Origin of the sequence: Aeromonas encheleia (assembly GCF_900637545.1) — a bacterium.
GTDB classification, from domain to species: domain Bacteria; phylum Pseudomonadota; class Gammaproteobacteria; order Enterobacterales; family Aeromonadaceae; genus Aeromonas; species Aeromonas encheleia.
This window is the reverse complement of the sequence record NZ_LR134376.1, coordinates 4,024,172-4,047,249: the sequence shown is the minus strand read 5'-3', so window position 1 is coordinate 4,047,249 and position 23,078 is coordinate 4,024,172. Positions and strand designations below refer to the sequence as shown.

The 23,078-nt window shown below is 62.9% G+C and carries 16 protein-coding genes and 5 tRNA genes; 15 read left to right on the top strand and 6 right to left on the bottom strand.

All coding sequences use genetic code 11. From position 1 onward, the window contains the following. Positions 1 to 54 precede the first annotated feature (54 nt). Both aceF and lpdA read left to right on the top strand, forming a co-directional pair. Complete coding sequence (gene aceF, locus EL255_RS18735) at positions 55 to 1,926, top strand: pyruvate dehydrogenase complex dihydrolipoyllysine-residue acetyltransferase (protein ID WP_042653201.1); 1,872 nt, start codon at positions 55 to 57, stop codon at positions 1,924 to 1,926. A 153-nt stretch (positions 1,927 to 2,079) separates the two neighbouring features. Beyond that, on the top strand, positions 2,080 to 3,507 hold the full coding sequence (lpdA, locus tag EL255_RS18730) for a dihydrolipoyl dehydrogenase (RefSeq protein ID WP_042653200.1): 1,428 nt from the start codon (positions 2,080 to 2,082) through the stop codon (positions 3,505 to 3,507). Between the two features lie 74 nt (positions 3,508 to 3,581). On the opposite strand, the gene EL255_RS18725 is transcribed toward lpdA, so the two are convergent. The 3 genes from EL255_RS18725 to EL255_RS18715 form a co-directional block, all read right to left on the bottom strand. After that, positions 3,582 to 3,896: a hypothetical protein gene (locus EL255_RS18725; RefSeq protein WP_084228324.1), complete on the bottom strand. Its 315-nt coding sequence runs from the start codon at positions 3,894 to 3,896 to the stop codon at positions 3,582 to 3,584. 634 nt (positions 3,897 to 4,530) lie between these two features. Then, the gene (locus tag EL255_RS18720; RefSeq protein WP_042653198.1) at positions 4,531 to 4,743 is read right to left on the bottom strand and encodes a hypothetical protein; all 213 of its coding nucleotides are present in this window, start codon (positions 4,741 to 4,743) and stop codon (positions 4,531 to 4,533) included. A gap of 146 nt (positions 4,744 to 4,889) precedes the next feature. Then, complete coding sequence (locus tag EL255_RS18715) at positions 4,890 to 6,800, bottom strand: methyl-accepting chemotaxis protein (RefSeq protein WP_042653197.1); 1,911 nt, start codon at positions 6,798 to 6,800, stop codon at positions 4,890 to 4,892. Between the two features lie 262 nt (positions 6,801 to 7,062). Between EL255_RS18715 and EL255_RS18710 the strand changes: the two genes are divergently transcribed. The 7 genes from EL255_RS18710 (at position 7,063) to mdtD (ending at position 19,896) form a co-directional block, all read left to right on the top strand. Then, positions 7,063 to 9,321 carry a patatin-like phospholipase family protein gene (locus tag EL255_RS18710; RefSeq protein WP_042653196.1) on the top strand — a complete coding sequence of 753 codons (2,259 nt, stop codon included), beginning with the start codon at positions 7,063 to 7,065 and terminating at the stop codon, positions 9,319 to 9,321. A gap of 229 nt (positions 9,322 to 9,550) precedes the next feature. Then, positions 9,551 to 12,148, top strand: coding sequence for a bifunctional aconitate hydratase 2/2-methylisocitrate dehydratase (gene acnB, locus EL255_RS18705; protein ID WP_042641451.1), 2,598 nt, complete (start codon positions 9,551 to 9,553; stop codon positions 12,146 to 12,148). Between the two features lie 329 nt (positions 12,149 to 12,477). Next, positions 12,478 to 14,052, top strand: a complete 1,575-nt coding sequence (locus tag EL255_RS18700) for an EAL domain-containing protein (RefSeq protein WP_042653195.1) — start codon at positions 12,478 to 12,480, stop codon at positions 14,050 to 14,052. A gap of 112 nt (positions 14,053 to 14,164) precedes the next feature. Continuing rightward, the gene (locus tag EL255_RS18695) at positions 14,165 to 15,730 is read left to right on the top strand and encodes an EAL domain-containing protein (RefSeq protein WP_042653194.1); all 1,566 of its coding nucleotides are present in this window, start codon (positions 14,165 to 14,167) and stop codon (positions 15,728 to 15,730) included. A gap of 156 nt (positions 15,731 to 15,886) precedes the next feature. Further along, complete coding sequence (locus EL255_RS18690) at positions 15,887 to 17,281, top strand: D-arabinono-1,4-lactone oxidase (RefSeq protein ID WP_042653193.1); 1,395 nt, start codon at positions 15,887 to 15,889, stop codon at positions 17,279 to 17,281. A 9-nt stretch (positions 17,282 to 17,290) separates the two neighbouring features. Further along, positions 17,291 to 18,418 (top strand): CobW family GTP-binding protein, encoded by a 1,128-nt coding sequence (locus EL255_RS18685; RefSeq protein ID WP_042653192.1) that lies wholly within the window; start codon positions 17,291 to 17,293, stop codon positions 18,416 to 18,418. 83 nt (positions 18,419 to 18,501) lie between these two features. Beyond that, on the top strand, positions 18,502 to 19,896 hold the full coding sequence (gene mdtD, locus EL255_RS18680) for a multidrug transporter subunit MdtD (protein WP_042653320.1): 1,395 nt from the start codon (positions 18,502 to 18,504) through the stop codon (positions 19,894 to 19,896). A gap of 42 nt (positions 19,897 to 19,938) precedes the next feature. Here the strand turns inward: mdtD and EL255_RS18675 are convergent, their stop codons facing one another. The 3 genes from EL255_RS18675 to folB all read right to left on the bottom strand — a co-directional run bounded on the left by EL255_RS18675 (position 19,939) and on the right by folB (position 21,453). After that, positions 19,939 to 20,427 carry a YbaK/EbsC family protein gene (locus EL255_RS18675; RefSeq protein WP_042641447.1) on the bottom strand — a complete coding sequence of 163 codons (489 nt, stop codon included), beginning with the start codon at positions 20,425 to 20,427 and terminating at the stop codon, positions 19,939 to 19,941. A 106-nt stretch (positions 20,428 to 20,533) separates the two neighbouring features. Continuing rightward, positions 20,534 to 21,043, bottom strand: a complete 510-nt coding sequence (folK, locus tag EL255_RS18670) for a 2-amino-4-hydroxy-6-hydroxymethyldihydropteridine diphosphokinase (RefSeq protein WP_042653319.1) — start codon at positions 21,041 to 21,043, stop codon at positions 20,534 to 20,536. A gap of 38 nt (positions 21,044 to 21,081) precedes the next feature. Continuing rightward, on the bottom strand, positions 21,082 to 21,453 hold the full coding sequence (folB, locus tag EL255_RS18665) for a dihydroneopterin aldolase (RefSeq protein WP_042653191.1): 372 nt from the start codon (positions 21,451 to 21,453) through the stop codon (positions 21,082 to 21,084). A 171-nt stretch (positions 21,454 to 21,624) separates the two neighbouring features. On the opposite strand from folB, the gene plsY reads away from it, so the two are divergent. The 6 genes from plsY to EL255_RS18635 all read left to right on the top strand — a co-directional run bounded on the left by plsY (position 21,625) and on the right by EL255_RS18635 (position 23,031). Further along, complete coding sequence (gene plsY / locus EL255_RS18660; protein ID WP_042641224.1) at positions 21,625 to 22,287, top strand: glycerol-3-phosphate 1-O-acyltransferase PlsY; 663 nt, start codon at positions 21,625 to 21,627, stop codon at positions 22,285 to 22,287. Between the two features lie 47 nt (positions 22,288 to 22,334). Then, positions 22,335 to 22,410: transfer RNA gene (locus EL255_RS18655), tRNA-Phe, on the top strand. A gap of 52 nt (positions 22,411 to 22,462) precedes the next feature. Beyond that, positions 22,463 to 22,538, top strand: a tRNA-Thr gene (locus EL255_RS18650). A gap of 3 nt (positions 22,539 to 22,541) precedes the next feature. Further along, positions 22,542 to 22,617, top strand: a tRNA-Phe gene (locus tag EL255_RS18645). A 44-nt stretch (positions 22,618 to 22,661) separates the two neighbouring features. Further along, positions 22,662 to 22,737, top strand: a tRNA-Asn gene (locus tag EL255_RS18640). 221 nt (positions 22,738 to 22,958) lie between these two features. Next, positions 22,959 to 23,031, top strand: a tRNA-Asn gene (locus tag EL255_RS18635). The last annotated feature ends 47 nt before the right edge of the window (positions 23,032 to 23,078 follow it).

Here is a 23,078-nt window from a genome sequence, read left to right as displayed (position 1 = left end):
CCTGCTCTTGCCAAGGTTAACGCGATAAACGTACGCGTAAGAGGATAAATCACAATGTCCAAGCAGATTATGGTGCCGGATATCGGTGCCGATGAAGTTGAAGTGACCGAAATCATGGTTGCCGTGGGTGACAAGGTCGAGCTCGACCAGTCCATCATCGCGGTAGAAGGCGACAAGGCCTCCATGGAAGTCCCGGCTCCGGCCGCGGGTATCGTCAAAGAGATCCTGATCAAGGTGGGCGACAAGGTTGCCACCGGTTCCCAGATCATGATCTTCGAAGCCGAGGGTGCGGCTGCCGCCGCCCCGGTTGCTGCTGCAGCGCCGGCTGCTCCTGTTGCTGCCGCTCGCAAAGACGTGCACGTACCGGACATCGGTGACGACGAAGTGGACGTGACCGAGATCATGGTTGCCGTGGGCGACATGGTCGAAGCCGACCAGTCCATCATCGCCGTGGAAGGTGACAAAGCCTCCATGGAAGTGCCGGCACCCTTCGCGGGCCGCGTGGTCGAAATCAAGGTTGCCGCCGGCGCCAAGGTTTCTACCGGTTCCCTGGTGATGGTATTCGAAGTGGCGGGTGCCGCACCTGCCGCCGTGGCTGCCCCGGCTCAGGCAGCCGCTCCCGTGGCTGCAGCCCCGGTTGCCGCCGCTGCCAAAGAGGTCAACGTACCTGACATCGGCGGTGACGAAGTGGAAGTGACCGAGATCATGGTCGCCGTGGGTGACAAGGTCGAAGCCGACCAGTCCCTGATCGCGGTCGAAGGTGACAAGGCCTCCATGGAAGTACCTGCGCCGTTCGCCGGTATCGTCAAGGAAATCAAGGTGAAGGCCGGTGACAAGGTCTCTACCGGTTCCCTGATCATGGTATTCGAAGTGGCTGGCGCCGCGCCTGCCGCCGCCCCGGTTGCCCAGGCTGCTGCACCCGTTGCCGCTGCACCTGCTGCCCCGGTGGCTCAGGCCGCTGCCCCGGCTGCCGCTTCGTCCGACTTCGTTGCCAACGATGCCTACGTCCACGCCTCTCCGGCCGTGCGTCGTCTGGCCCGTGAGTTCGGCGTCAACCTGGCCAAGGTGAAGGCCTCCGGTCGCAAGGGCCGCATCGTCAAAGAAGACGTGCAAGCCTACGTGAAGGATGCCGTCAAGCGCGCCGAGTCCGCTCCTGCTGCCGGTACCGGCAATGGCAACGGCATGAACGTGCTGCCATGGCCGAAGGTGGACTTCAGCAAGTTCGGTCCGGTCGAAGAGCTGGAACTGACCCGGATCCAGAAGATCTCCGGTCCTGCCCTGCACCGCAACTGGGCCATGATCCCTCATGTCACCCAGTTCGACGAAGCCGATACCACAGATCTGGAAGCGTTCCGCAAAGAGCAGAACATGCTGGCCGAGAAGCAGAAGCTGGATGTGAAGATCACCCCGCTGGTGTTCATCCTGAAAGCCGCCGCCAAGGCCCTGGAAGCGCATCCGCGCTTCTGCAGCGCCCTGTCCGAAGACGGCAGCAAGCTGATCATGAAGAAGTACATCCACATCGGTGTGGCGGTTGACACTCCGGGGGGCCTGGTAGTACCGGTCGTTCGCGACGTCAACAAGAAGGGCATCTATGAGCTGTCCCGCGACCTGGCCGAAATTTCCAAGAAGGCCCGTGCCGGCAAGCTGACCGCTGCCGACATGCAGGGCGGTTGCTTCACCATCTCCAGCCTGGGTGGCATCGGCGGTACCAGCTTTACCCCGATCGTCAACGCGCCGGAAGTGGCCATCCTCGGTGTTTCCAAGTCCGAGATGAAGCCGAAGTGGAATGGCAAGGAGTTCGTGCCGCGTCTGATGCTGCCGCTGGCGCTGAGCTATGACCACCGCGTCATCGACGGTGCTGACGGTGCTCGCTTCGTCACCACTCTGAGTGGTGTGCTGTCCGACATTCGTCGACTGGTTCTGTAAATGTAAATGAGAGGGCGAGCACAGAGCTCGCCCTTTTCACTTCTCATTTCATTAACAAAATTATAAACTTGCCCCGTTTTTTTCACGGCTGCAGCCGCCTTCTTTGGCATAAGACTGTGCTGTCCGGGGATATAGAACGACAAAGAGGTCATGATGAGTAAAGAAATCAAAACTCAGGTCGTAGTACTGGGTGCCGGCCCTGCCGGTTATTCCGCTGCTTTCCGTGCCGCCGATCTGGGTCTGGATACCGTTATCGTCGAGCGCTACTCCACCCTGGGTGGCGTCTGCCTGAACGTGGGCTGCATCCCGTCCAAGGCACTGCTGCACGTCGCTAAAGTCATCGAAGAAGCCAAGGCGCTGGCCGATCACGGCATCGTGTTCGGTGCCCCCCAGACCGACATCACCAAGGTCCGTCTGTGGAAAGAGAAGGTCATCAACCAGCTGACCGGCGGTCTGGCCGGCATGGCCAAGATGCGTAAGGTCCAGGTTGTGAACGGCTTCGGCAAGTTCACCGGCCCGAACACGCTGGAAGTGACCGGGGACGACGGCAAGACCACAGTCACCTTCGACAACGCCATCATCGCCGCGGGTTCCCGTCCGGTGAAGCTGCCGTTCATCCCCCACGATGACCCGCGTGTATGGGATTCAACCGATGCGCTGGAACTGACCACAGTTCCGGGCAAGCTGCTGGTCATCGGTGGCGGCATCATCGGCCTGGAGATGGGTACCGTGTACTCCTCCCTGGGTTCCGAGATCGACGTGGTGGAATTTGCCGATCAGCTGGTGCCGGCTGCCGACAAAGACATCGTCAAGATCTACACCAAGCGTGTTGCCAAGAAATTCAACATCATGCTGGAGACCAAGGTCACCGCAGTTGAAGCCCGTGCAGACGGTCTCTACGTCTCCTACGAAGGCAAGCACGCCCCGGCCGAGCCGGTTCGCTACGACAACGTGCTGGTCGCGGTCGGTCGTGTGCCGAACGGCAAGCTGATGGACGCCGAGAAAGCCGGTGTGGCCGTCAACGAGCGCGGTTTCATCGAGGTGGACAAGCAGCTGCGTACCAACGTCGCTCACATCCACGCCATCGGTGACATCGTCGGTCAGCCGATGCTGGCGCACAAGGGTGTGCACGAAGGCCACGTGGCGGCCGAAGTCATCGCCGGCAAGAAGCACTACTTCGACCCGAAAGTGATCCCGTCCATCGCCTACACAGAGCCAGAGATGGCCTGGGTCGGTCTGACCGAGAAGGAAGCCAAGCAACAGGGCCTGAACTTCGAAGTCGCCACCTTCCCCTGGGCTGCCTCCGGCCGCGCCATCGCCTCCGATTGCTCCGACGGCATGACCAAGCTGATCTTCGACAAGGACAGCCATCGCGTCATCGGTGGTGCCATCGTCGGTACCAACGGTGGTGAACTGCTGGGTGAGATCGGTCTGGCCATCGAGATGGGTGCCGACGCCGAAGATCTGGCGCTGACCATCCACGCTCACCCGACTCTGCACGAGTCCGTGGGTCTGGCTGCCGAAGTGTACGAAGGATCCATCACCGATCTGCCGAACGCCAAGGCCAAGAAGAAGAAATAATCTTCTTCCTGCCGTGATGAAAAAGCCGCTCCCATGAGCGGCTTTTTTGTTGCCTGTCACCTGGCAGCCGGCTGTCAGCAGCGCCCTTTCTTGGCCTGGCCTGGCGGGCAGAAGGAGCGATAACCCTCCTGGCGATGGTGGTGGCCATCATGGCGGTAGTAATAGCGATCGGGGTGGCGGTCATCGTAATAGCGGCGGTAATAGCCATCGTGGCGATGGTGGTCATCGTAATAGCGATAGTAATGACCCCCATGGTAGCGGTAGTAGCCGTCAGTGACCCGGATATGGGCATCGTCCACACTGAAATCTGCGCCATGTACCCGTATAGGGCCACTGGTGCAGGCGGTGAGCAGCGCGCCAAGCAGTACCATCAGAATCCGCTTGTCCATAACAACCTCCTATGGTTTCCCCTGATTATGCTGCCGTTCCCCATGGACACCGGGGTGCGTTGGTGGCGTTGCGTCATGACTTGCCGCTGGCATAACAGGGAGCATGCGGTGTTCCCTCAAGTATGGGGCAGAACGCGTATTTAGAAGGTCATGACCAGCAGCGATGCGCTCTTGCTTACGTCGCCGTTTCATTGCCGCGCCATGCCGGCGCCACCCTATGGTGGAATGGCTGATATGCCCGGCCAGAGCGGCACGAGATGGTGTTGAGGGAGAGCCGTTCCGGCCAACTGTCTGCATCCTGTAGAGGGGCGTCCGGCGAGCGATCGGTTCGAGCCTGAATTGACTCGGTGCCGAGCGGGGGAAGCGTCAAGGGCGTGGCCCATAGCGGGACTCGAGGCAGTGGAAGAGAGGCGTATCCCGGCTGATATGGTAGTCGATGCCGGCATGGGATCCGGTGTGATCTGGCGCTATGCCGTGGGGCTCAGTACAGAGGGAGGACAGGGGATGGTCGAGGGGAGGGGGCAGACCCTATGGATCTGTGTCGCCGGGGTGGAGCACTAAGATCCGGCGGCGCCTGTATTGGACGCGCGCTTGCAGCAGGCCGACCAGCAGATGACGGCCATAAAAAAAGGCGCTAGCAGCGCCCTTTCTTGGCCTGTCCCGGGGGACAGAAATGACCCCGTTGGCCGCCGTGATAGTCATCATCGTAATAGCCATCATTATGGCCGTCGTAGACCCGGATCCGGGTGTCATCCACACTGACATCGGCGCCGTGCACTCGCACCGGCCCGCTGCTGCAGGCCGACAACAGCGCCCCCAGTACCATTACCATCATCAGTTTACCCATTTCCGTTCTCCTTGGTTCTCCTCTGATTATGCGTCATTTCTGCCGGGATCCTGAGTCGAGTTGGCGGTGCTGCGTCATGGCTTGCCGTTGTCGCCAAAAGGGAGCGCGGCTGCGCTCCCTGGATGAGGGGAAAGGGCGGAGGAGACTCAGAGCCGGAAGTTGCCGACCAGTTTGTCGAGCTCGCCAGAGAGCTGCTGCAGGCTGCGGCTAGACTCGGTCAGCTGGTGGGCGATGTCGGCGGTCTCCATGGTCAGCTGGTTGATGTCTTCCACGTTGCGGTTGATCTCGCCGACCACGCTGGATTGCTCCTCGGTGGCGGTGGCGACCTGGATGTTCATGTCGCTGATCTGGGTGATATGGCCGGTGATCTGGCCGAGGGCCGCATCGGCCTCGTCGGCCTGGGCCACCACCGCCAGACTCTGGCTGCGGCCCTGGGTCATGGCGCTGACGGCGCGGGCGCTCTGCTCCTGCAGGCGGTTGATCATGCCCTGGATCTCGGCGGTGGAGGCGGCGGAGCGGCTAGCGAGGTTGCGCACCTCGTCGGCCACCACGGCGAAGCCACGGCCCTGCTCACCGGCACGGGCGGCCTCGATGGCGGCGTTGAGCGCCAGCAGGTTGGTCTGCTCCGAGATGCTGCGGATGGTGTCGAGGATGCTGCCGATGGAGTCGGTCTGGTTGGCCAGCGACTCGATGACGCCGGATACCTGTTCGATCTCGTCGGAGAGGCCGACGATACCGTGGCGTGCCTGGGCCACCATCAGGGCGCCTGCATCGGCCTGCTCGTTGGCCTGCTTGGCCACGTCGGCGGCCAGGGAGGCGTTGCCGGCGATCTCGCCGACGGTGGCGCCCATCTCGTGGATGGCGGTGGCCACCTGCACTGTGCGATCGCGCTGGGCGGTGCAGTTGTGCTGGGTCAGCTGGGCCTTGCTGGCCACCTCGTTGGCGGTGGCGGCGAGCTGGCGGGAGTTGCTGGCCACCTGCTCGATGGAGCCGTGGATCTTGGCCACGAAGTTGTTGAAGCCGGTCGCGACCTGGGCGAGTTCGTCCCGGCCCTCCACCTTGAGGCGCTGGGTCAGATCCCCGTCACCACTGCCGAGTTCGCGGAACAGGCGGGCCAGTTCGTTGAGCGGGCGGCTGACCGAGCCTGCCAGCAGCACGCCGAGCAGCCCCATGCCGACGGCGATCGCCAGGCTCACCAGCAGGATGTGCAAGCGGGCCCGATCCAGCTCGGCGTAGATCTCGGCCTCCGGTACCTGGGCCACCAGGTACCAGTCGAGCAGCGGAATATAGCTGGTGGCGAGCACCACCGGCTGACCATCGATCTCGGCGTGGGTGGCGGCGAACGCCTGCTTGGTCAGCAGGCCAGCGGCACTGGCCCCGGCCAGCTGGGACAGGGTGTCGCGGTCGATGCGGGCTGCGTCCGGGTGCAGCTTCACCTTGCCGCTGCCATCTGTCATGAACACGAAGCCGCTGTCGCCGATGCGGAAGTTGGCCAGCATGCTGACCATGCTGTCGAGGGACTTGGCGAGCCCCGCCAGGCCGCGGCCGTCGAGCTGCTGGAAGTTGACGAACAGCTTCACCTCGCCATTGCTCTCGCGAAAGATGCTGAGCATCAGATCCTGCGGGCTCTTGGTGTAGCCGTAGAACCAGCCATCCTGCTCCGGGGTCAGGTTGCGCAGGAAGCCGTCCTGGTTGTAGTAGGCGGCGCTCTGCCGATCGGCGAAGGAGGCGGTGACCAGGCCGTACTGGGCGGTCATGTCCTTGAGCTGGTCGACGAGGATGGACTCCTGCTCCTTGGGCATGCCACGGGCCACCCAGTCCAGCACGAAGCGATCGTTGGCGAGCTGTTTGGCGGCATTGGCGACCGAGGTGAGATCCTTCTCGATCTCCTTGCCGATGCGCTGGGTCAGGTTCGGCAATTCCTGCTCGAACATGCGGGCCTCGATCAGCTGCTGGGCCGAGCGCTGGCTGAAGTAACCCACCAGCAGGCAGGAGAGCGCCACGGCCAGGATGACGGTGGCCAGAATTTTCTGTTTGAGTGTCAGGCTTGCAAACATAGGGTGACTCGGGAGTGTGGGCCGAAGGTTGAGCCCATATTAGCGGCCGCCGACCCGCGCCCTTGAGGCGATGCCGGCGTTTATTGCCGATTAACGTTTGCGCTCACATCAGGCCGGGACTGGATTGACGCCGCCCATGCTCCCGGCCGGCCGACGGGATCTTGATGAAATCTCGCCAGCACAGGCAGTTGCGGTTACAGTTCCTCATCTTATAGTAGGCATCACGGCTCACTCGGCTCGCACTGGATCAATGGACAATCATATGCGCATCTTTCATCGGGGATGGACCCACCTGCTTCTGCTCTTGCTGGCGACTCTGCCTTTCATGGCGGCGGCCCAGTCTGATCGACCCAGGATCGCGCTGGTGCTGAGCGGCGGCGGCGCCAAGGGGGCGGCCCACATCGGGGTGCTCAAGGTGCTGGAAGAGAAGCGCATCCCGGTCGACATAGTAGTAGGCACCAGCATGGGCTCCTACGTGGCGGGCATGTACGCCATGGGGCTCAGCGCCGAGGAGGTGGAGCGCATGACCCTCTCCATCGACTGGAACAAGGGCTATCAGGACAAGGTCGGCCGCGATGAACTCTCCCTGCGCAAGAAGCAGCAGAGCGAGAAATACCAGCTGCGTACCGACATCGGCGTCAATGGTGATTCTGTCCAGTTGCCGGACGGCTTCTTCCAGGGCCAGTCCATGGCCAGCCTGCTGCGTCACGCGACCTCCAACCTGCCGGTGCAGAAGAGTTTTGACAACCTGCCCATCCCCTACCGCGCCATGGCCACCGACATGGAAACCGTGACCCCCTTCGTGCTGGATCACGGCAGCCTCGCCAAGGCGATGCAGGCCTCCATGTCCATCCCCGGCGCCCTCAAGCCGGTGGAGTGGGAGGGGCATATCCTGGCCGACGGCGGCACTGTCAACAACATGCCGGTGGACGTGGCCAAGGCCATGGGGGCCGACATCGTCATCGCGGTGGACATAGGTGCCAAGCTGCGCACCCGCGAGTCGCTGAAATCGGGGCTGGCGATGATCGATCAGCTCACCACCTACATGACCCAGGTCGGCACCGACAAGCAGAAGGCCCTGCTGGGGCCCAAGGATGTGCTGCTCAGTCCCGAGTTCGGCGACATGGGCATCGCCGATTTTGCCCGCATGCCGGAGGGGATCCGGGTCGGGGAGGTGGTGGCCAACCGCGCCTCTAGCCAGCTCGATGCCCTGTCGCTCTCGCCGGAACGCTATGCCGACTACCGCAACCAGAAGTTGAGCCGCCGCGCCGAGCGCAGCGGCCAGCCGGCCTACTACATCGACAAGGTGGAGATCGTCAACAAGTCGCGCCTCTCCGACGACACTGTGCGCGCCATGCTCAAGGTGCGCCCGGACAAGGTGCAGACCTATGAGAGCCTGGAGGCGGGCATCCGCCGGCTCTATGCGCTGGAGTCGTTCGATCGCATCACCTATGAGGTGGAGGAGCGGAGTGGTGAGAACGTGCTGGTGGTCAATGCCAGCGAGAAGAATTGGGGGCCGGGTTATCTCAACTTCCAGCTCGGTTTCTCCGATGATTTCGAGAGCACCTCCAACTACAACGTCGGCATGTCCTACAACCTGACCAACGTCAATGACTGGGGGGCCGAGTGGCTGACCGAGGCTTCCTTGGGCACGGCCAAGCACCTCAAGACCGACTTCTACACCCCGCTCGAGCCCTCCCAGACCTTCTTCGGCGAGGCGAGTCTGGCCTATGACAAGACCCAGCGCCGGGTCTTCTTCCCGGAGGATGAGGTGCAGACGTCCGGCGTGAGTTATCTGGACTCGGAGTACAGCTTCACCAGCGTGGATCTCTCCGTCGGCTGGAACCGTCAGCCCTGGAGCCGGCTGTCCCTGGGGCTGGAGGGCAAGGTGGGCAGCGTCGATATTCAGAACCTGTCCGATGCGGATGCGGATGCCTCCTCCTGGGGACCCTATGTCCGCTTCGAGCACGATACCCTCGACAGTCGCTACTTCCCCTACGAGGGGATCTACTGGGACATCAAGGGCGGCTACTCCCACATCAAGGTCGAACCGACCAATGAGCCGACCGAAAATACCGAGGGGATCAACTATCACCTGGCGCTGATCAAGCCATGGTCATGGGGGCGACACAGCCTCAACCTGATGCTGGAAGGGGGCGGCTCCACCTCGGAGGAAGAGGTGCCGCTGTTCGTGCAGGATCTCGGCGGTCTGTTCCGGCTGTCCGGCTTCCAGCACTACCAGCTGAGCGGCCGCTACAGCCTGTTCAGCGGTCTGCGCTACATCTATCGGGTGGCGGACAACGACTTCGGCGCGGTCAAGGCACCGCTGTTCCTCGGCGGCTCCCTCGAGCAGGGCGGGGTCTGGGACAAGGGCGCGGACATCAGCCTGGAGTCCTCCTACACCTCCGGCTCCGTCTATGTGGGGGTGGAGAGCTTCCTCGGCCCCATCTTCCTCGGTTATGGCGTGGCGGAGGGGGGCCACGACATGTTCTATCTGCAATTGGGCACCACCTTTGAATAAGGGCTAAATGCTGCCTTTTTGTTAATTTGTGTCTGGCGCGTTTTTTGTACTTTTAAAAAACCTGAGCAAGGTTAGATGGTTATGTTGGTTTGGTGAATAAGTGAGCAGGGTTTGGATTTTACTTACTCGTTAAAACTTATATAGTGGGGGGCACCCTACGGGTGTCCCGCAAGGACGATCGCCGCGAGCTTGGGCGAACCCCAAAAAAAAGACCAAAGAGGAATTAGTCGTGCTTGAAACCTACCGTAAACACGTCGCAGAACGTGCCGCCGAGGGCGTGGTTGCCAAACCTCTGGATGCAGAGCAAGTCGCCGCCCTGGTTGAACTGCTCAAGAACCCGCCCGCCGGTGAACAAGATTTTCTGAAAGAACTGTTGTCCTCCCGAATTCCACCTGGTGTTGATGAAGCGGCCTACGTGAAGGCCGGTTTCCTCACCGCCGTCGCCAAGGGCGAGGCGCACTCCCCGATCCTGACCGCGGCCGAAGCCGTCGAGCTGCTCGGCACCATGCAGGGTGGTTACAACATCCAGCCGCTGATCGATCTGCTGGATGATGCCGAGCTGGCCCCTCTTGCTGCCAAGGGCCTCTCCCACACCCTGCTGATGTTCGACTCCTTCCACGACGTGGAAGAGAAGGCCAAGGCCGGTAACGCGCACGCCCAACGGGTGCTGCAGTCCTGGGCCGATGCCGAGTGGTTCCTGAACCGCCCGGCCCTGGCCGAGAAGATCACCGTCACCGTGTTCAAGGTGACCGGTGAGACCAACACCGATGACCTGTCACCGGCACCGGATGCCTGGTCCCGTCCCGATATCCCGCTCCATGCCCTGGCCATGCTGAAAAACGCCCGCCCCGGCATCACCCCGGACAAGGATGGCGTGATAGGCCCGGTCAAGGCCATCGAAGAGCTCAAGCAGACCGGCTTCCCGCTGGCCTACGTCGGTGACGTGGTCGGTACCGGCTCTTCCCGCAAGTCCGCCACCAACTCGGTGCTCTGGTTCATGGGCGACGACATCCCGTTCGTGCCGAACAAGCGTGCCGGTGGCGTCTGCCTCGGCGGCAAGATCGCCCCCATCTTCTTCAACACCATGGAAGATGCCGGCGCCCTGCCCATCGAGGTGGATGTCTCCAAGCTGGAGATGGGCGATGTGATCGACATCTTCCCCTATGAGGGCAAGATCACCCGCCACGGCACCGGTGAGGTGCTGGCCGAGTTCACCCTCAAGACCGAGGTGCTGATCGACGAGGTGCGCGCCGGTGGCCGTATCCCGCTGATCATCGGCCGCGGCCTGACCGACAAGGCGCGCGAGGCGCTGGCGCTGCCGTTCTCCACCGTGTTCCGTCGCCCTGTGCCTGTGGCCGACACCGGCAAGGGTTACACCCTGGCCCAGAAGATGGTGGGCAAGGCCTGCGGCGTGCAGGGCATCCGTCCCGGCACCTACTGCGAGCCCCGCATGACCACGGTCGGTTCCCAGGACACCACGGGCCCGATGACTCGGGATGAGCTGAAAGACTTGGCCTGCCTCGGCTTCTCCGCCGATCTGACCATGCAGTCCTTCTGCCACACCGCCGCCTATCCGAAGCCCATCGACGTGCAGACCCACCACACCCTGCCGGACTTCATCATGAACCGCGGCGGCGTCTCCCTGCGTCCCGGTGACGGCGTCATCCACTCCTGGCTGAACCGCATGCTGCTGCCGGACACCGTGGGCACCGGTGGTGACTCTCACACCCGTTTCCCCATCGGGATCTCCTTCCCGGCGGGCTCCGGTCTGGTGGCCTTCGCCGCCGCCACCGGCGTGATGCCGCTGGACATGCCGGAATCCGTGCTGGTGCGCTTCAAGGGCGAGCTGCAACCGGGCATCACCCTGCGTGACCTGGTCCATGCCATCCCCTACGCCGCCATCCAGCGCGGCCTGCTGACCGTGGAGAAGGCAGGCAAGAAGAACATCTTCTCCGGCCGTATCCTCGAGATCGAGGGGCTGCCGACCCTGAAGGTGGAGCAGGCGTTCGAGCTGGCCGACGCCAGCGCCGAGCGCTCCGCCGCCGGTTGCACCATCAAGCTGGATCAGGCACCGATCATCGAGTACCTCAAGTCCAACATCGTCATGCTGAAGTGGATGCTGTCCGAAGGCTACGGCGACGTGCGCACCATCACCCGCCGTATCAGGGGGATGGAGGAGTGGTTGGCCAATCCGGTGCTGATGGAAGCGGACAAGGATGCCGAGTACGCCGAAATCATCGAGATCGATCTCGCCACTATCAAGGAGCCCATCCTCTGTGCGCCGAACGATCCGGACGATGCCCGCCTGCTGAGCGACGTGGCTGGTTGCCAGATCGATGAGGTGTTCATCGGCTCCTGCATGACCAACATCGGCCACTTCCGCGCCGCCGGCAAGCTGCTCGAGAAGTACCAGGGCGAGCTGCCGACCCGCATGTGGATAGCCCCGCCCACCAAGATGGACAAGGATCAGCTGACCGAAGAGGGCTACTACGGCATCTTCGGCCGGGTCGGTGCCCGCATCGAGATCCCGGGTTGTTCCCTGTGCATGGGTAACCAGGCGCGGGTTGCGGAGGGGGCTTCCGTGGTCTCCACCTCCACCCGTAACTTCCCTAACCGTCTGGGCAAGGGCGCCAACGTCTACCTGGCCTCCGCCGAGCTGGCCGCGGTTGCCGCCATCACCGGCAAGATCCCGACCGTGGCGGAGTACCTGCAGTACGCCAAGGCGCTGGATGCCACCGCGGCCGATACCTATCGCTACCTCAACTTCAACGAGATCGCCTCCTATACCAAGAAGGCCGATGCGGTGATCTTGCAGCAAGCGGTGTAAGGCTGGGCGCCGACGCGGCGCACGCAGTCTGATAAAAAGCCCCGGCCCATGTCGGGGCTTTTTCATGGCGCCAAGCAGACTGAGACGCCTCAGGATCCTGCGGCCTGACGCTGGCGAGATAAGGGGAGGGGAACGCCCCCATGCCCCGCCATCCCCCTCGACGCATTTCTCTCTTTATTGAGTAAAAACTGATCTGGTTCGTGAGCGCAACGGATCGGCCGCTGTATCATGCCCCGCTTTTTTGGCTGCGACTCTGGGCCTCATGCCGGCGAGGTGCCGATGTCATGGGGCTGGTCGTTCTATCCGCCTCATTCCTGGATGGTCAGACAATGTTTCTATTGGGATTAGATGCCGCGCGCCCCTGCTGGCGGCTGTTATGTGCCTTGCTGGTGTTTGCGCTCCCGACCTCGGTGGGCCTGTGGGAGCTGCACAGCAACTATCTGCACACCCTGGACAAGCAATCCGAGCTGGCCGCCACCAAGGCGGTACGCCTGATGGAGGCGATGCTGCATCATGCCGAGGGGGCCAACAGAAACATCTTCCCGCTGATCAGGCACCCCTGCAAAACCTCGCTGCTGACGTTGCGCAGGGAGGTCACGCTGGCCCCTTTCGTCCGTAGCGCCAGCCTCATCAACGACTACGGGGTCTACTGCAACTCGCTGTTCGGGGATGTGCACTGGGAGGACGATGTCGGTGCCTACAGCGGGGGCTTCCTGCGCCTGCTGTCGGGCAACCCGGTCAGGGCCAATCACCCCATGCTGGCGGTGCGCACCGAATCGCAGGATGGGGCCGTGCTCAGCACCATCGACAGCGAATACCTGAAGCTGATGCTGGCCCTGAGTGCCCCGGTCTCGGGGGAGGTGCAGCTGCATGTGGGCAACGCCTGGCTGGATGAGAAGGGGCACCTGATGGAGGGCTATCACAGATTGCCGACCCTGGCGGTGCACAAGCTCAAGTCCGAGCACTATCCGCTCTCCGTCTATGCCGGTTTCGAACTGCCCTCCATCTGGGGGGCGCTGTGGCATGTCAGGCACCTGACCATCCTGATGCTGCTGGGCTTCTCGCTGTGCATCTCGCTGCTGGTGTGGTGGCTGCTGGGGCGGCCACGCTCCATGGAGGGGGAGCTGAAGCGGGCGCTGCGGGCGCGGGAGTTCGTGCCCTATCTGCAACCCCTGGTGACCAGTGGCGACGGCAAGGTGATGGGGGCCGAGGTGCTGATGCGCTGGCAGCACCCGAGCTCTGGTCTGATCCGCCCCGACCTGTTCATTCCCCAGGCCGAGGAGTGCGGGGTGATAGTCCCCATGACCAGCCAGCTGATCCAGGCGGTGGCCGTGCAACTGGCGGCCCGGCAGGACAAGCTGCCGGACGGCTTCCATGTTGGACTCAACATCAGTGCGGCCCATTGCCGGGATCTCTCCCTGCTGGAGGAGTGCCGCGGCTTCCTCGCGCACTTCATCCCGGGCCGGGTGGTGCTGGTGCTGGAGCTGACCGAGCGCGAGCTGCTGGTGGCGGACGCGCACACGCTCTCCCTGTTCAAGCAGCTGGACGAGATGGGGGTCAAGCTGGCGGTCGATGACTTCGGCACCGGCCATTCCAGCCTCCTCTATCTGCAGCAGTTCCACGTGGACTATCTCAAGATCGATCGCTCCTTCATCGGCCGGATCGGCACCGAGTCCCTCTCCGAACACATAGTGGACAATGTCATCGATCTGGGCTCGCGGCTGGGGCTGGCGCTGGTGGCGGAAGGGGTCGAGACCGAGGCGCAGGCCGATTATCTGCGCGACAAGGGGGTCGACTATCTGCAGGGCTACCTGTTCGGTCAGCCGATCCCGCTGCCGCAGTTCTGCGCCGAGCTGCAGCCGGAAGCCGGGTCGGCGGCGCCGAGGCTCGCGGATCTTGCCTAGGGGCGCCTCATGGCGCCCACCAGAACATCTTCGTGTGGTTGTTTTTTGTACGGTTAGGCCTGGGTTCAGTTTCTATCGTTAACATGGCGGTCCTTGTGCAGCAGGACCACCCATGACCTATTCCCCCGCGTTCGACACGGCTCGGCCCTGGCTGCGTCTGACCATCACCTTGCTGGTATTCACACTGCCCATGCTGCTCGGCAGCTGGGCGTTGTACAACCGTTATCAGGCGGGTCTGTTGCTGGAGTCCAATCAGGCGGCGGATCGCGCCATGACCATGCTGGAAAACATGCTGGGGCATGCCAAGGAGGCCAACCGCAATGCGTTGCCGCTGCTGGGCAAGCCCTGCGAAGCCGTGCTGTTTGACCTGAGGGAGAAGGCGGCCATGGAGTCTTTCATCCGCTCGGTCAATCTGGCGCACGAGGGCAACATCTACTGCACCTCCTTCTTCGGCTCCTATCAGATGCCCTATGCGGCGGAGAAATACAGCCAGGGGCAGCTGCTGCTGAGCAACAGCAGCCCCGTTCGCAATGGTCACCCCTTCCTGGCGGTGCGGGCCGTGCAGGGGGAGGCGTCCACCCTGGCGCTGATCGATGGCGACTACCTCAGCTTCATCCTGAGCCTTCATATTCCCTCCCTCGAGCTGATGCTGAACGTCGGTAGCCACTGGCTCGACGAGCAGGGCAACTTCTTCAGCGAGGCCCCCGCCCTGTCCGGCGAGGCCCATGTCATGCTGCACTCGCAGGATTATCCCCTCGCCATTTACGTGGGGCAGAAGTTTTCCACCAGCTGGCAAGGGTTGTTGCAGCACCGTTGGTTTGGACTGCTGGTGCTGACGGGGATCTGCATCGGCTTTGCCCTGCTCATGTGGTGGCTGCTGAGTCGTCCTCGCTCCCCGGCCAACGAGCTGGCGCGCGCCCTGCAGGCGCGGGAATTTGTCCCCTTCCTGCAGCCCCTGGTGTCGACCGATGGCGAGCGGATCATGGGGGCCGAGGTGCTGATGCGCTGGCAGCATCCGAACGCGGGCCTGATCCGCCCGGACCTGTTCATTCCCCAGGCGGAGGTCAGCGGTCTGATCGTGCCCATGACCAGCCTCATCATGGCGGAGGTGGGCCAGCGGCTGGCCGCCGAACAGCGGCGTCTGCCCGAAGGTTTTCACATCAGCTTCAACATCAGCGCGGCCCATTGCCGCGACTACATCCTGCTGAGGGAGTGTCGCGAGTTTCTCGCCCGCTTCGAGCCGGGCAAGGTGGTGCTGGTGCTCGAGCTGACCGAGCGTGAGCTGCTGGTGGCGGATCCCCATACCCTCTCGCTGTTCAGGCAACTGAACGAGATGGGGGTCAGGCTGGCCATGGATGACTTCGGCACCGGCCACTCCAGCCTGGTCTATCTGCAGCAATTCAATGTGGACTACCTCAAGATCGATCAATCCTTCATCGGCCGGATCGGCACCGAATCCCTGTCCAAGCACATAGTCGACAACGTGATCGATCTCGGTAGCCGGCTCGGACTGACCCTGATCGCCGAAGGGGTCGAGACCCGCCAGCAGGCGAATTATCTCAAGGGCAAGGTGACCTACCTGCAGGGCTATCTGTTCGGTCGCCCGGTGCCGCTCCGGCAGTTTTGTGCGATGCTGCGGGCGGAGGCGGCCAGCCGGGTCATGTCGCTCGCCAGCTGATCGCGCTTGGGCCTTGCGATGGCCGCCAGCATCCCCGCTTTGCACGGGTCAGGCCTTCGTTATCCACCCCCTCGACTGTAGGGGCTTGTTTTTCATGCCTTGCGGCTCACTTTTCGGTAGAATTGACGCTCATTTTGAAGTCAGATGAGGCGCGGTATGACGGTCAGGTTCCAGGCATTTCACAGCATCAAGGCGATTGGCAATCGAGAGGTGCTGTTCAACTGGTCCAGGACCAACCCCCTCGGTGCGCTGGAGCAGGTGTGGCGCCCGACCAGCCGCGACCAGCTGCAACGCCTGCTGCGTGAACATCCCGAGCGCAAGCTGCGGCTGATCGGCTCAGGGCTCTCCTTCGAACCCATCCACAGCGTCTATGCCGAGGGCAGCCAGGCGCTGCTGGTGGATCTGCACCATCTGCGCGGCCAGCTCAGCAAGACGGAGGAGAGCGTCACCTATCAGGCGGGGACGCCGCTCGATACCGTCTACGCCGATCTCATCGCCATGGAGCGGATGCTGCCCGCCTCGCCGGGGGTCATCGGCATCCAGACCCTGGGGGGCGCGCTCAGCACCGGCACCCACGGCCAGGGGCTGCACCAGTCCGCCCTGTGCGATGCGGTGGAGGCCATGACCCTCATGCTGGCCAATGGCGACCTCATCCGGGTTGATCGCACCGACCCGCGCTTCGGCGCCTTCGTGATGGGCATGGGGATGCTCGGCATACTGCTCGACGTCACCCTGCGCACGGTGCCAAACCGCATCATGCGCTGCACCAAGTTCACCACCGACTACCCCTTCCTGCTGGAGCACAACGAGCGGCTCAACCGCGAGCACGGCTTCGTGAAGAGCTGGTGGTTCGCCTGGACCGGCGAGAGCCACATCTGGCTGGTGGATCCCGCCAGTGACGAGGAGGTCGAGCGTTACCGCGCCGCGGGCAGCGAGCCGCTGCTGCTGGAGGGGGACATAGATGCCCGCATGAATGCCACCATAGATGCCACCCTGCAGAAGATGGCCAAGGACACCAAGGACGAGGCGCGGCTCGGGGAGCACTTCGAGACGGTGCGCCGCTTCAAGGACGCCTCCGATCTGGTGGGTAACGTCTACCAGATCCTCTGCAAGGGGATACCGGCGCCCCAGATCAACTGCGAGGTGGCGGTGCCGCTGCACCGCATGGCCGAGGCGCTGGAGATCCTGCAGCGCTGGCAGCAGGCCAACCCCGGCGTGCTGCATTACCCCTTTATCCTGCGTTGCACCGGCCCCTCCGAGGCCTGGCTCAGCGCGGCCTATGACCAGTCGGTGTGCTGGGTCGGCTTCCTGGTCTATCTGGCGGCGGATGGCACCTTCGTCAATGGCTCCATGGAGCAGATGCGCGAGCTGCAACAACTGTTGGTGCCGCTCGGCGGCATTCCCCACTTCGGCAAGCACCTGGCGATGGATCTCTACGACTTCCCGGCCCTGCTGCCGCGCTGGCACGACTTCCTGGCCCTCAAGGCCGAGCTCGATCCCTGCGGCCGGTTCGAAAACCGCTGGCTCGCCGATCTGTTTGCCAACCGGTGAGGCGCTAACATGACCGATATGCAAGATACCCGCATTCCCGTCACCCTGCTGACCGGCTTCCTCGGCAGCGGCAAGACCACCTTGCTCAACCACTGGGTCAAGCAGCCTGAGCTCGGCGAATGCGCGGTGCTGATCAACGAGTTCGGCTCTGTGGGGCTGGATCATCATCTGGTGCAGCAGGTGGACGAGCAGGTGATGCTGCTCGATTCCGGCTGTATCTGTTGCTCGGTGCAGGGCTCCCTGGTGGAGGCGCTGCAGGGGCTGTTTATGAAGGCCATCCAGCGCAAGATCAAACCCTTCAAGCGGCTCATCATAGAGACCACCGGGCTGGCGGATCCGGCCCCCGTGCTGTTCACCCTGAAGGAGGAGGGCTTCATCGCCCAGCGTTACCGCTTCGATGGCACAGTCACCGTCGTGGATGCCGGCCATATCGAGCAGCAGCTCGGCCAGCAGTACGAGGCGGTCAAGCAGGTGGCGCTGGCGGATCTGCTGGTGGTGAGCAAGGGCGACCTGGTGGAGACCGAGGTGCTGGCGCGGGTGGAAGCCCGGCTGGCACTGCTCAACCCGGCGGCGCCGATCCAGCGGGTGAGCAATGGCGAGCTGTCGCCGACCGTGCTGGAGAAGCTCGGCGCCTACAACGAGGCGGCGGGGCGCGATGTGCGCCAGCTGCTGGCCTGGCTGCGCACCGAATCCCCGAAGCAGGGGCTGGCCTCGCCACTGCAGCCGAGGATGACGCCGGTCGCGGCCAGGGTGGGCACCGCCACCCCGACCCACTTCGAGCACGGCAACATCGAGAGCTTCTCCCTGCGCATCGGCGAGCCTCTCAGGCCGTCTCGCCTGCTGGCCGCCATCGATGCGGTGCAGGCCCAATACGGCGATGCCCTGCTGCGGCTCAAGGGGATACTGCTGCTGGAGGGAGAGAGTCAGCCGGTGGTGATCCACGGCGTCCACGGCCAGCTCTATCCGCTGCAGACCCTGGGGGAGTGGCCGGAAGGGCGGGCCCAATCCAGGCTGGTGTTTATCGTCAAGAGCCGGGACAAGGCCGGGATCGAGGCCCTGTTCCTCGAGACTCTCAAGGCACCTGAGCCCACGCTCGAAGAGCAGCTCAGAGCCATGCTCGGCCAGCCGGATGCCTGATATCCTGATGTGACCCGCCCCGTTTTCAAAAAGCGAGTGCGAGTCTCTTTTTAGGTCAAGACAACAAGGAGAGGTTGCTGCCCATGCCCGAACACTCGCACCTGGTTACCCCTGCCCAACGCAAGTGGCTGCCCCTGCTGACCGCGGTCGGCTTCTTCATGCAGACACTCGATGGCACCATACTCAACACCGCCTTGCCCAGCATGGCCGCGGCGTTGGGGGAGAGCCCGCTGCAGATGCAGTCGGTGATCATCGCCTACATGCTGACGGTGGCGCTGCTCATCCCCGCCTCCGGCTGGCTGGCGGACAGATTCGGCACCCGCCGCGTCTACCTGGCGGCCATACTGCTGTTCACCCTGGGCTCCCTGGCCTGTGCCGCGGCCAACAGCCTGCCCATGCTGGTCGCCGCCCGGGTGCTGCAAGGGGTGGGCGGAGCTTTGCTGATGCCCATAGGGCGCCTCGCCGTGCTGCGGGTCTACAGCAAGCATGAGCTGCTGCGGGTGATGTCCTTCGTCACCATCCCGGGTTTGCTGGGGCCGTTGCTCGGCCCGGCGCTGGGGGGTTGGCTGGTGGAGGTGGCGAGCTGGCACTGGGTGTTCCTCATCAACCTGCCGGTGGGGGTGATAGGTTTCATCGCCAGCTGGAGTTTCATGCCGGATCTGCGTCAGCACACCGCCCGCTTCGACTGGCAGGGCTTTGTGCTGTTCAGCGCCGGCATGGTGCTGGTCTCGGTCGGCCTGCAGGGGCTGGGTGAACACAGCATCTCCACCGGTTGGGCGCTGTTTGCGGTGCTGTTTGGCCTGGCGGCCATGGCGAGTTACTGGCTCTATGCGGCCAACACCGAGCAGCCGCTGTTCAGCCTGGCGCTGTTCCAGACCTCGACCTTTGCCATCGGCATCTGGGGCAACCTGTTTGCCCGCCTCGGCAGCGGCGCCATGCCCTTCCTCACCCCGCTGTTCCTGCAGCTGGGGCTGGGCTTCTCGCCGAGCAAGGCGGGCATGACCATGATCCCCACGGTGATCGGCGCCATGCTGACCAAGACCCTGGTCAACAAGCTGATCCCCAAGGTGGGTTATCGCCGCATCCTGATCGTCAACACCCTGGCGCTGGGGGTGCTGATCGCCAGCTTCTCCCTCATCGACAACCAGGTGCCGCACTGGCTGCTGCTGGGCTGGCTGATGGTGTTCGGCGCCATCAACTCGCTGCAATTCTCCGCCATGAACACCCTGACGCTGCAGGACTTGAGCGCCGACCATGCCAGCAGCGGCAACGGCCTGCTGTCGGTGGTGATGCAGCTCTCCATGAGCCTGGGGGTGGCCATCGCCGCCAGCCTGCTCGGGCTATTCTCCGCCGGGCAGCCGGCAGAGGGCAGTGAGCAGTGGCTGGGTGGCTTCCACCTGACCTATCTCTGCATCGGCCTGATGTCCATGCTGGCGGCGCTGATCTTCGCCCAGCTGGCCAGGAAGGAGCAGGGGTGAGCGGGGCCTCGCGGCCCCGTTCGGTCAGATGAAAAGCAGTGATCAGGCCTGCGCCACGGGCAGGTAGCTGACCTGGCAGGGCAGGGCCGCCAGCAGGGTGGTCAGGTGCTCGGTCGCCAGCAGGAAGGTCTGCTCCGGGTGGCCCGGGGTCCAGGTGAAGGCGTGGTGGGCCAGCAGGGCGGAGTCCACCAGCAGCGGGATGTCGGCACGGGGCAGGAAGGGGCAGACGGCCCCCGGCAGGCAGCCGATCTCCGCCTGCATCTCCTGTGGTGTGCAGATGGAGGGCTTGGCCCCCAGGCTGGCCTTGACCGCCTTGTTATCCAGCCGCCCGTCCCTGTGGGTCAGCAGCAGGGCGAAGCGGCCATCCTTGAACTTGAGGAACAGAGTCTTGCTGAATTCCGCCTGCCAGCCGAGGCGCGCCTTGACCCGCTCGTCGGTGGCGTAATCCAGGATGGGTTCGTGTTGATAGCGCTGGTGGGGCAGAGTGCTCAGCAGCTGGCAGTTGAAGTCATGAATGGTATCGAGTGGCATTGTGCTCTCCTGTGTCAGGGCCATGCTGCCAGTCGCCGGGGCTTGGGCCCAATCACTCTTTCTGATGGCCGATAAGCACAAGGGCACCGCGAGGCGCCCTTGTGCTTCAGTGAGGCTGCAACTCGTACGCCACCCAGTGGAAGGGAATGGGGCTGAGTCGCTGCGATGCCTTGTCGTAGGCTTGCCACAGATCCCCCAGGGTACGGCCATCGGTGGGATGGCGCAGGCTGGGGGCCAGCTCGGCCAGCGGCCACAGCACGAAGGCGTTGCTGAGGATCTCGCCGCGGGGCAGTGCCACCGGATCCTCGCAGACCAGATCCCCATAGAGCAGCAGGTCCAGATCCAGGGTGCGCGGGGCGAACTTCTTGGCGTCCGGCTCGCGGCCATGGGCGAACTCCACGGCCCGTAGGCGCTGGCACAGGGTCGCCAGCGGCAGCTCGGTGTCGGCACCCACCACCAGGTTGTAGAAGGGGCGGCCGGCAAAGCCCACCGCCTCGCTCTCGAACACCCGGGAGACCTCAAGCTCGCCAAATTCGGCCTGCAGGGCATCGAGCCCGGCCCGGATATGGCGCTCCCGCTCGATGTTGGAGCCCAGGCTGATGTAGATGCGGGTCATGCTGTCACCGCCCTGATCGTCATCGGTACGAATGCCCATCACTGGGCACTCGCGGCCGGGGCGCGGTGGCGCAGGATCTCGACGCCGACGCCGGCGGCGTTGGGCACGGCGCCCGGTTTGGTCAGCACGACCCTGACCCACTGCACCCGCTCATCGGCCAGCACCAGGGCGGCGACCTGCTCGGCCATGGTCTCGACCAGCTCGACTATGGTGCCGGCGGCGTGATCACAGATCTTGCGTGAGAGGGTGGCATAATCCAATGCCAGCTTGATATCGTCGGTTGCGGCGGCGGGGCGGTTGTCAAAGCCCATCTCGAGATCGAAACAGAGCTTCTGGCGAATGCCTTTCTCCCACTCATATACCCCTATGGTGGTCAAAACCTCGAGTCCGCGAATAAACACCTTGTCCATGACAGTACTTCTTCTTTACTCTTGATGGGCTGTGAGAACAGCGCAGGGATGCAGGTCTGGCCAGCAGATTGCTGCTGACGGTCGGTTTGGGCGACACGCTGTTGGGCAACCCCAAGCCAGAGAATGTGGCCCGCATCATACCCCATTCATATCGTGGTAAAAACGACCAAGATGACGGCCCTGACGATTTTGATGATTATTCTGGCCTATCTGGGCGGCTCGCTGTCCAGTGCCGTGCTGGTCTCCCGCATCAGGGGGCTGCCGGATCCTCGCGATCATGGCTCCCACAACCCGGGGGCGACCAATGTGCTGCGCCTCGGCGGGCGGATGGCGGCGCTGGTCGTGCTGCTGCTCGATGTGCTCAAGGGCACGGCGCCCGTCTACCTCGCCTGGTATCTGCAGATCAAGCCCATCTACCTCGGCTTCATCGGTGTGGCGGCCTGTCTCGGTCACATGTATCCCATCTTCTTTCACTTCCGGGGTGGCAAGGGCGTCGCCACGGCACTGGGTACCATGCTGCCCATCGGTTTTGCCATGGGGGGCGCGGCGATCGCCACCTGGCTGCTGGTGCTGCTGGTGAGCGGCTATTCGTCGCTGGCCTCCATCGTCACCGTGCTGCTGACCCCGCTCTTCACCTACCTGCTCAAACCGGAATACACCCTGCCGGTCTCCTTGCTCTCCTGCCTCATTCTGATCCGCCATCACGAGAACATCACCCGCCTGTTGAAGGGAGAGGAATCTCGACTCTGGGGCCGTCGGGAGGTGGCTTCACCTGCGGAAGTGATAAAAACGGGCGATGCTGCGCAAAAAAGAGACGAACGAGACGGAAAGTGAAATTTCCCGTTGACCACCCGCCCTAAAATCCGTTTAATAGCGCCCACGCCCAGATAGCTCAGTCGGTAGAGCAGGGGATTGAAAATCCCCGTGTCGGCGGTTCGATTCCGTCTCTGGGCACCAAGTTTTGGTGCCATGAAGTGAAAATGTGTTCATGCACAGTGGTTTAAAGTGTGCCGGCTTAGCTCAGTAGGTAGAGCAACTGACTTGTAATCAGTAGGTCACCAGTTCGATTCCGGTAGCCGGCACCATTTGCCCAGATAGCTCAGTCGGTAGAGCAGGGGATTGAAAATCCCCGTGTCGGCGGTTCGATTCCGTCTCTGGGCACCAATTAAGGATGATGAGATAGCGATATCTTGCATCCAAAGTACAATTCCTCCTTAGTTCAGTCGGTAGAACGGCGGACTGTTAATCCGTATGTCACTGGTTCAAGTCCAGTAGGAGGAGCCAACACAAAAGCCCAGCTGCAAAGCTGGGCTTTTTCTTTGCCTGTTTTTCACTGTTGGCTGATCTGGGGACAGGTTTGCTGGGCGCTCTCGATATATCGCAGACCCCTCTTTTTCTTGATACCGTCTTTAAGAGCCGGAGCTTCGCTGGCCGCCGCCTCAATTTCTTCTGGGCCCTTCTATCGGGATGATGGTGGCCCGTATATCCGCTACTAAAGGCATATATCCTCCTTATTCCAGTCGGTAGAACGGCAGGCTGTTAATCCATGTGTCACTGGTTCAAGTCCAGTAGGAGGAGCCCATGGTTATTCACTCAGTCACCATACATCACTAACATCCCAGGGC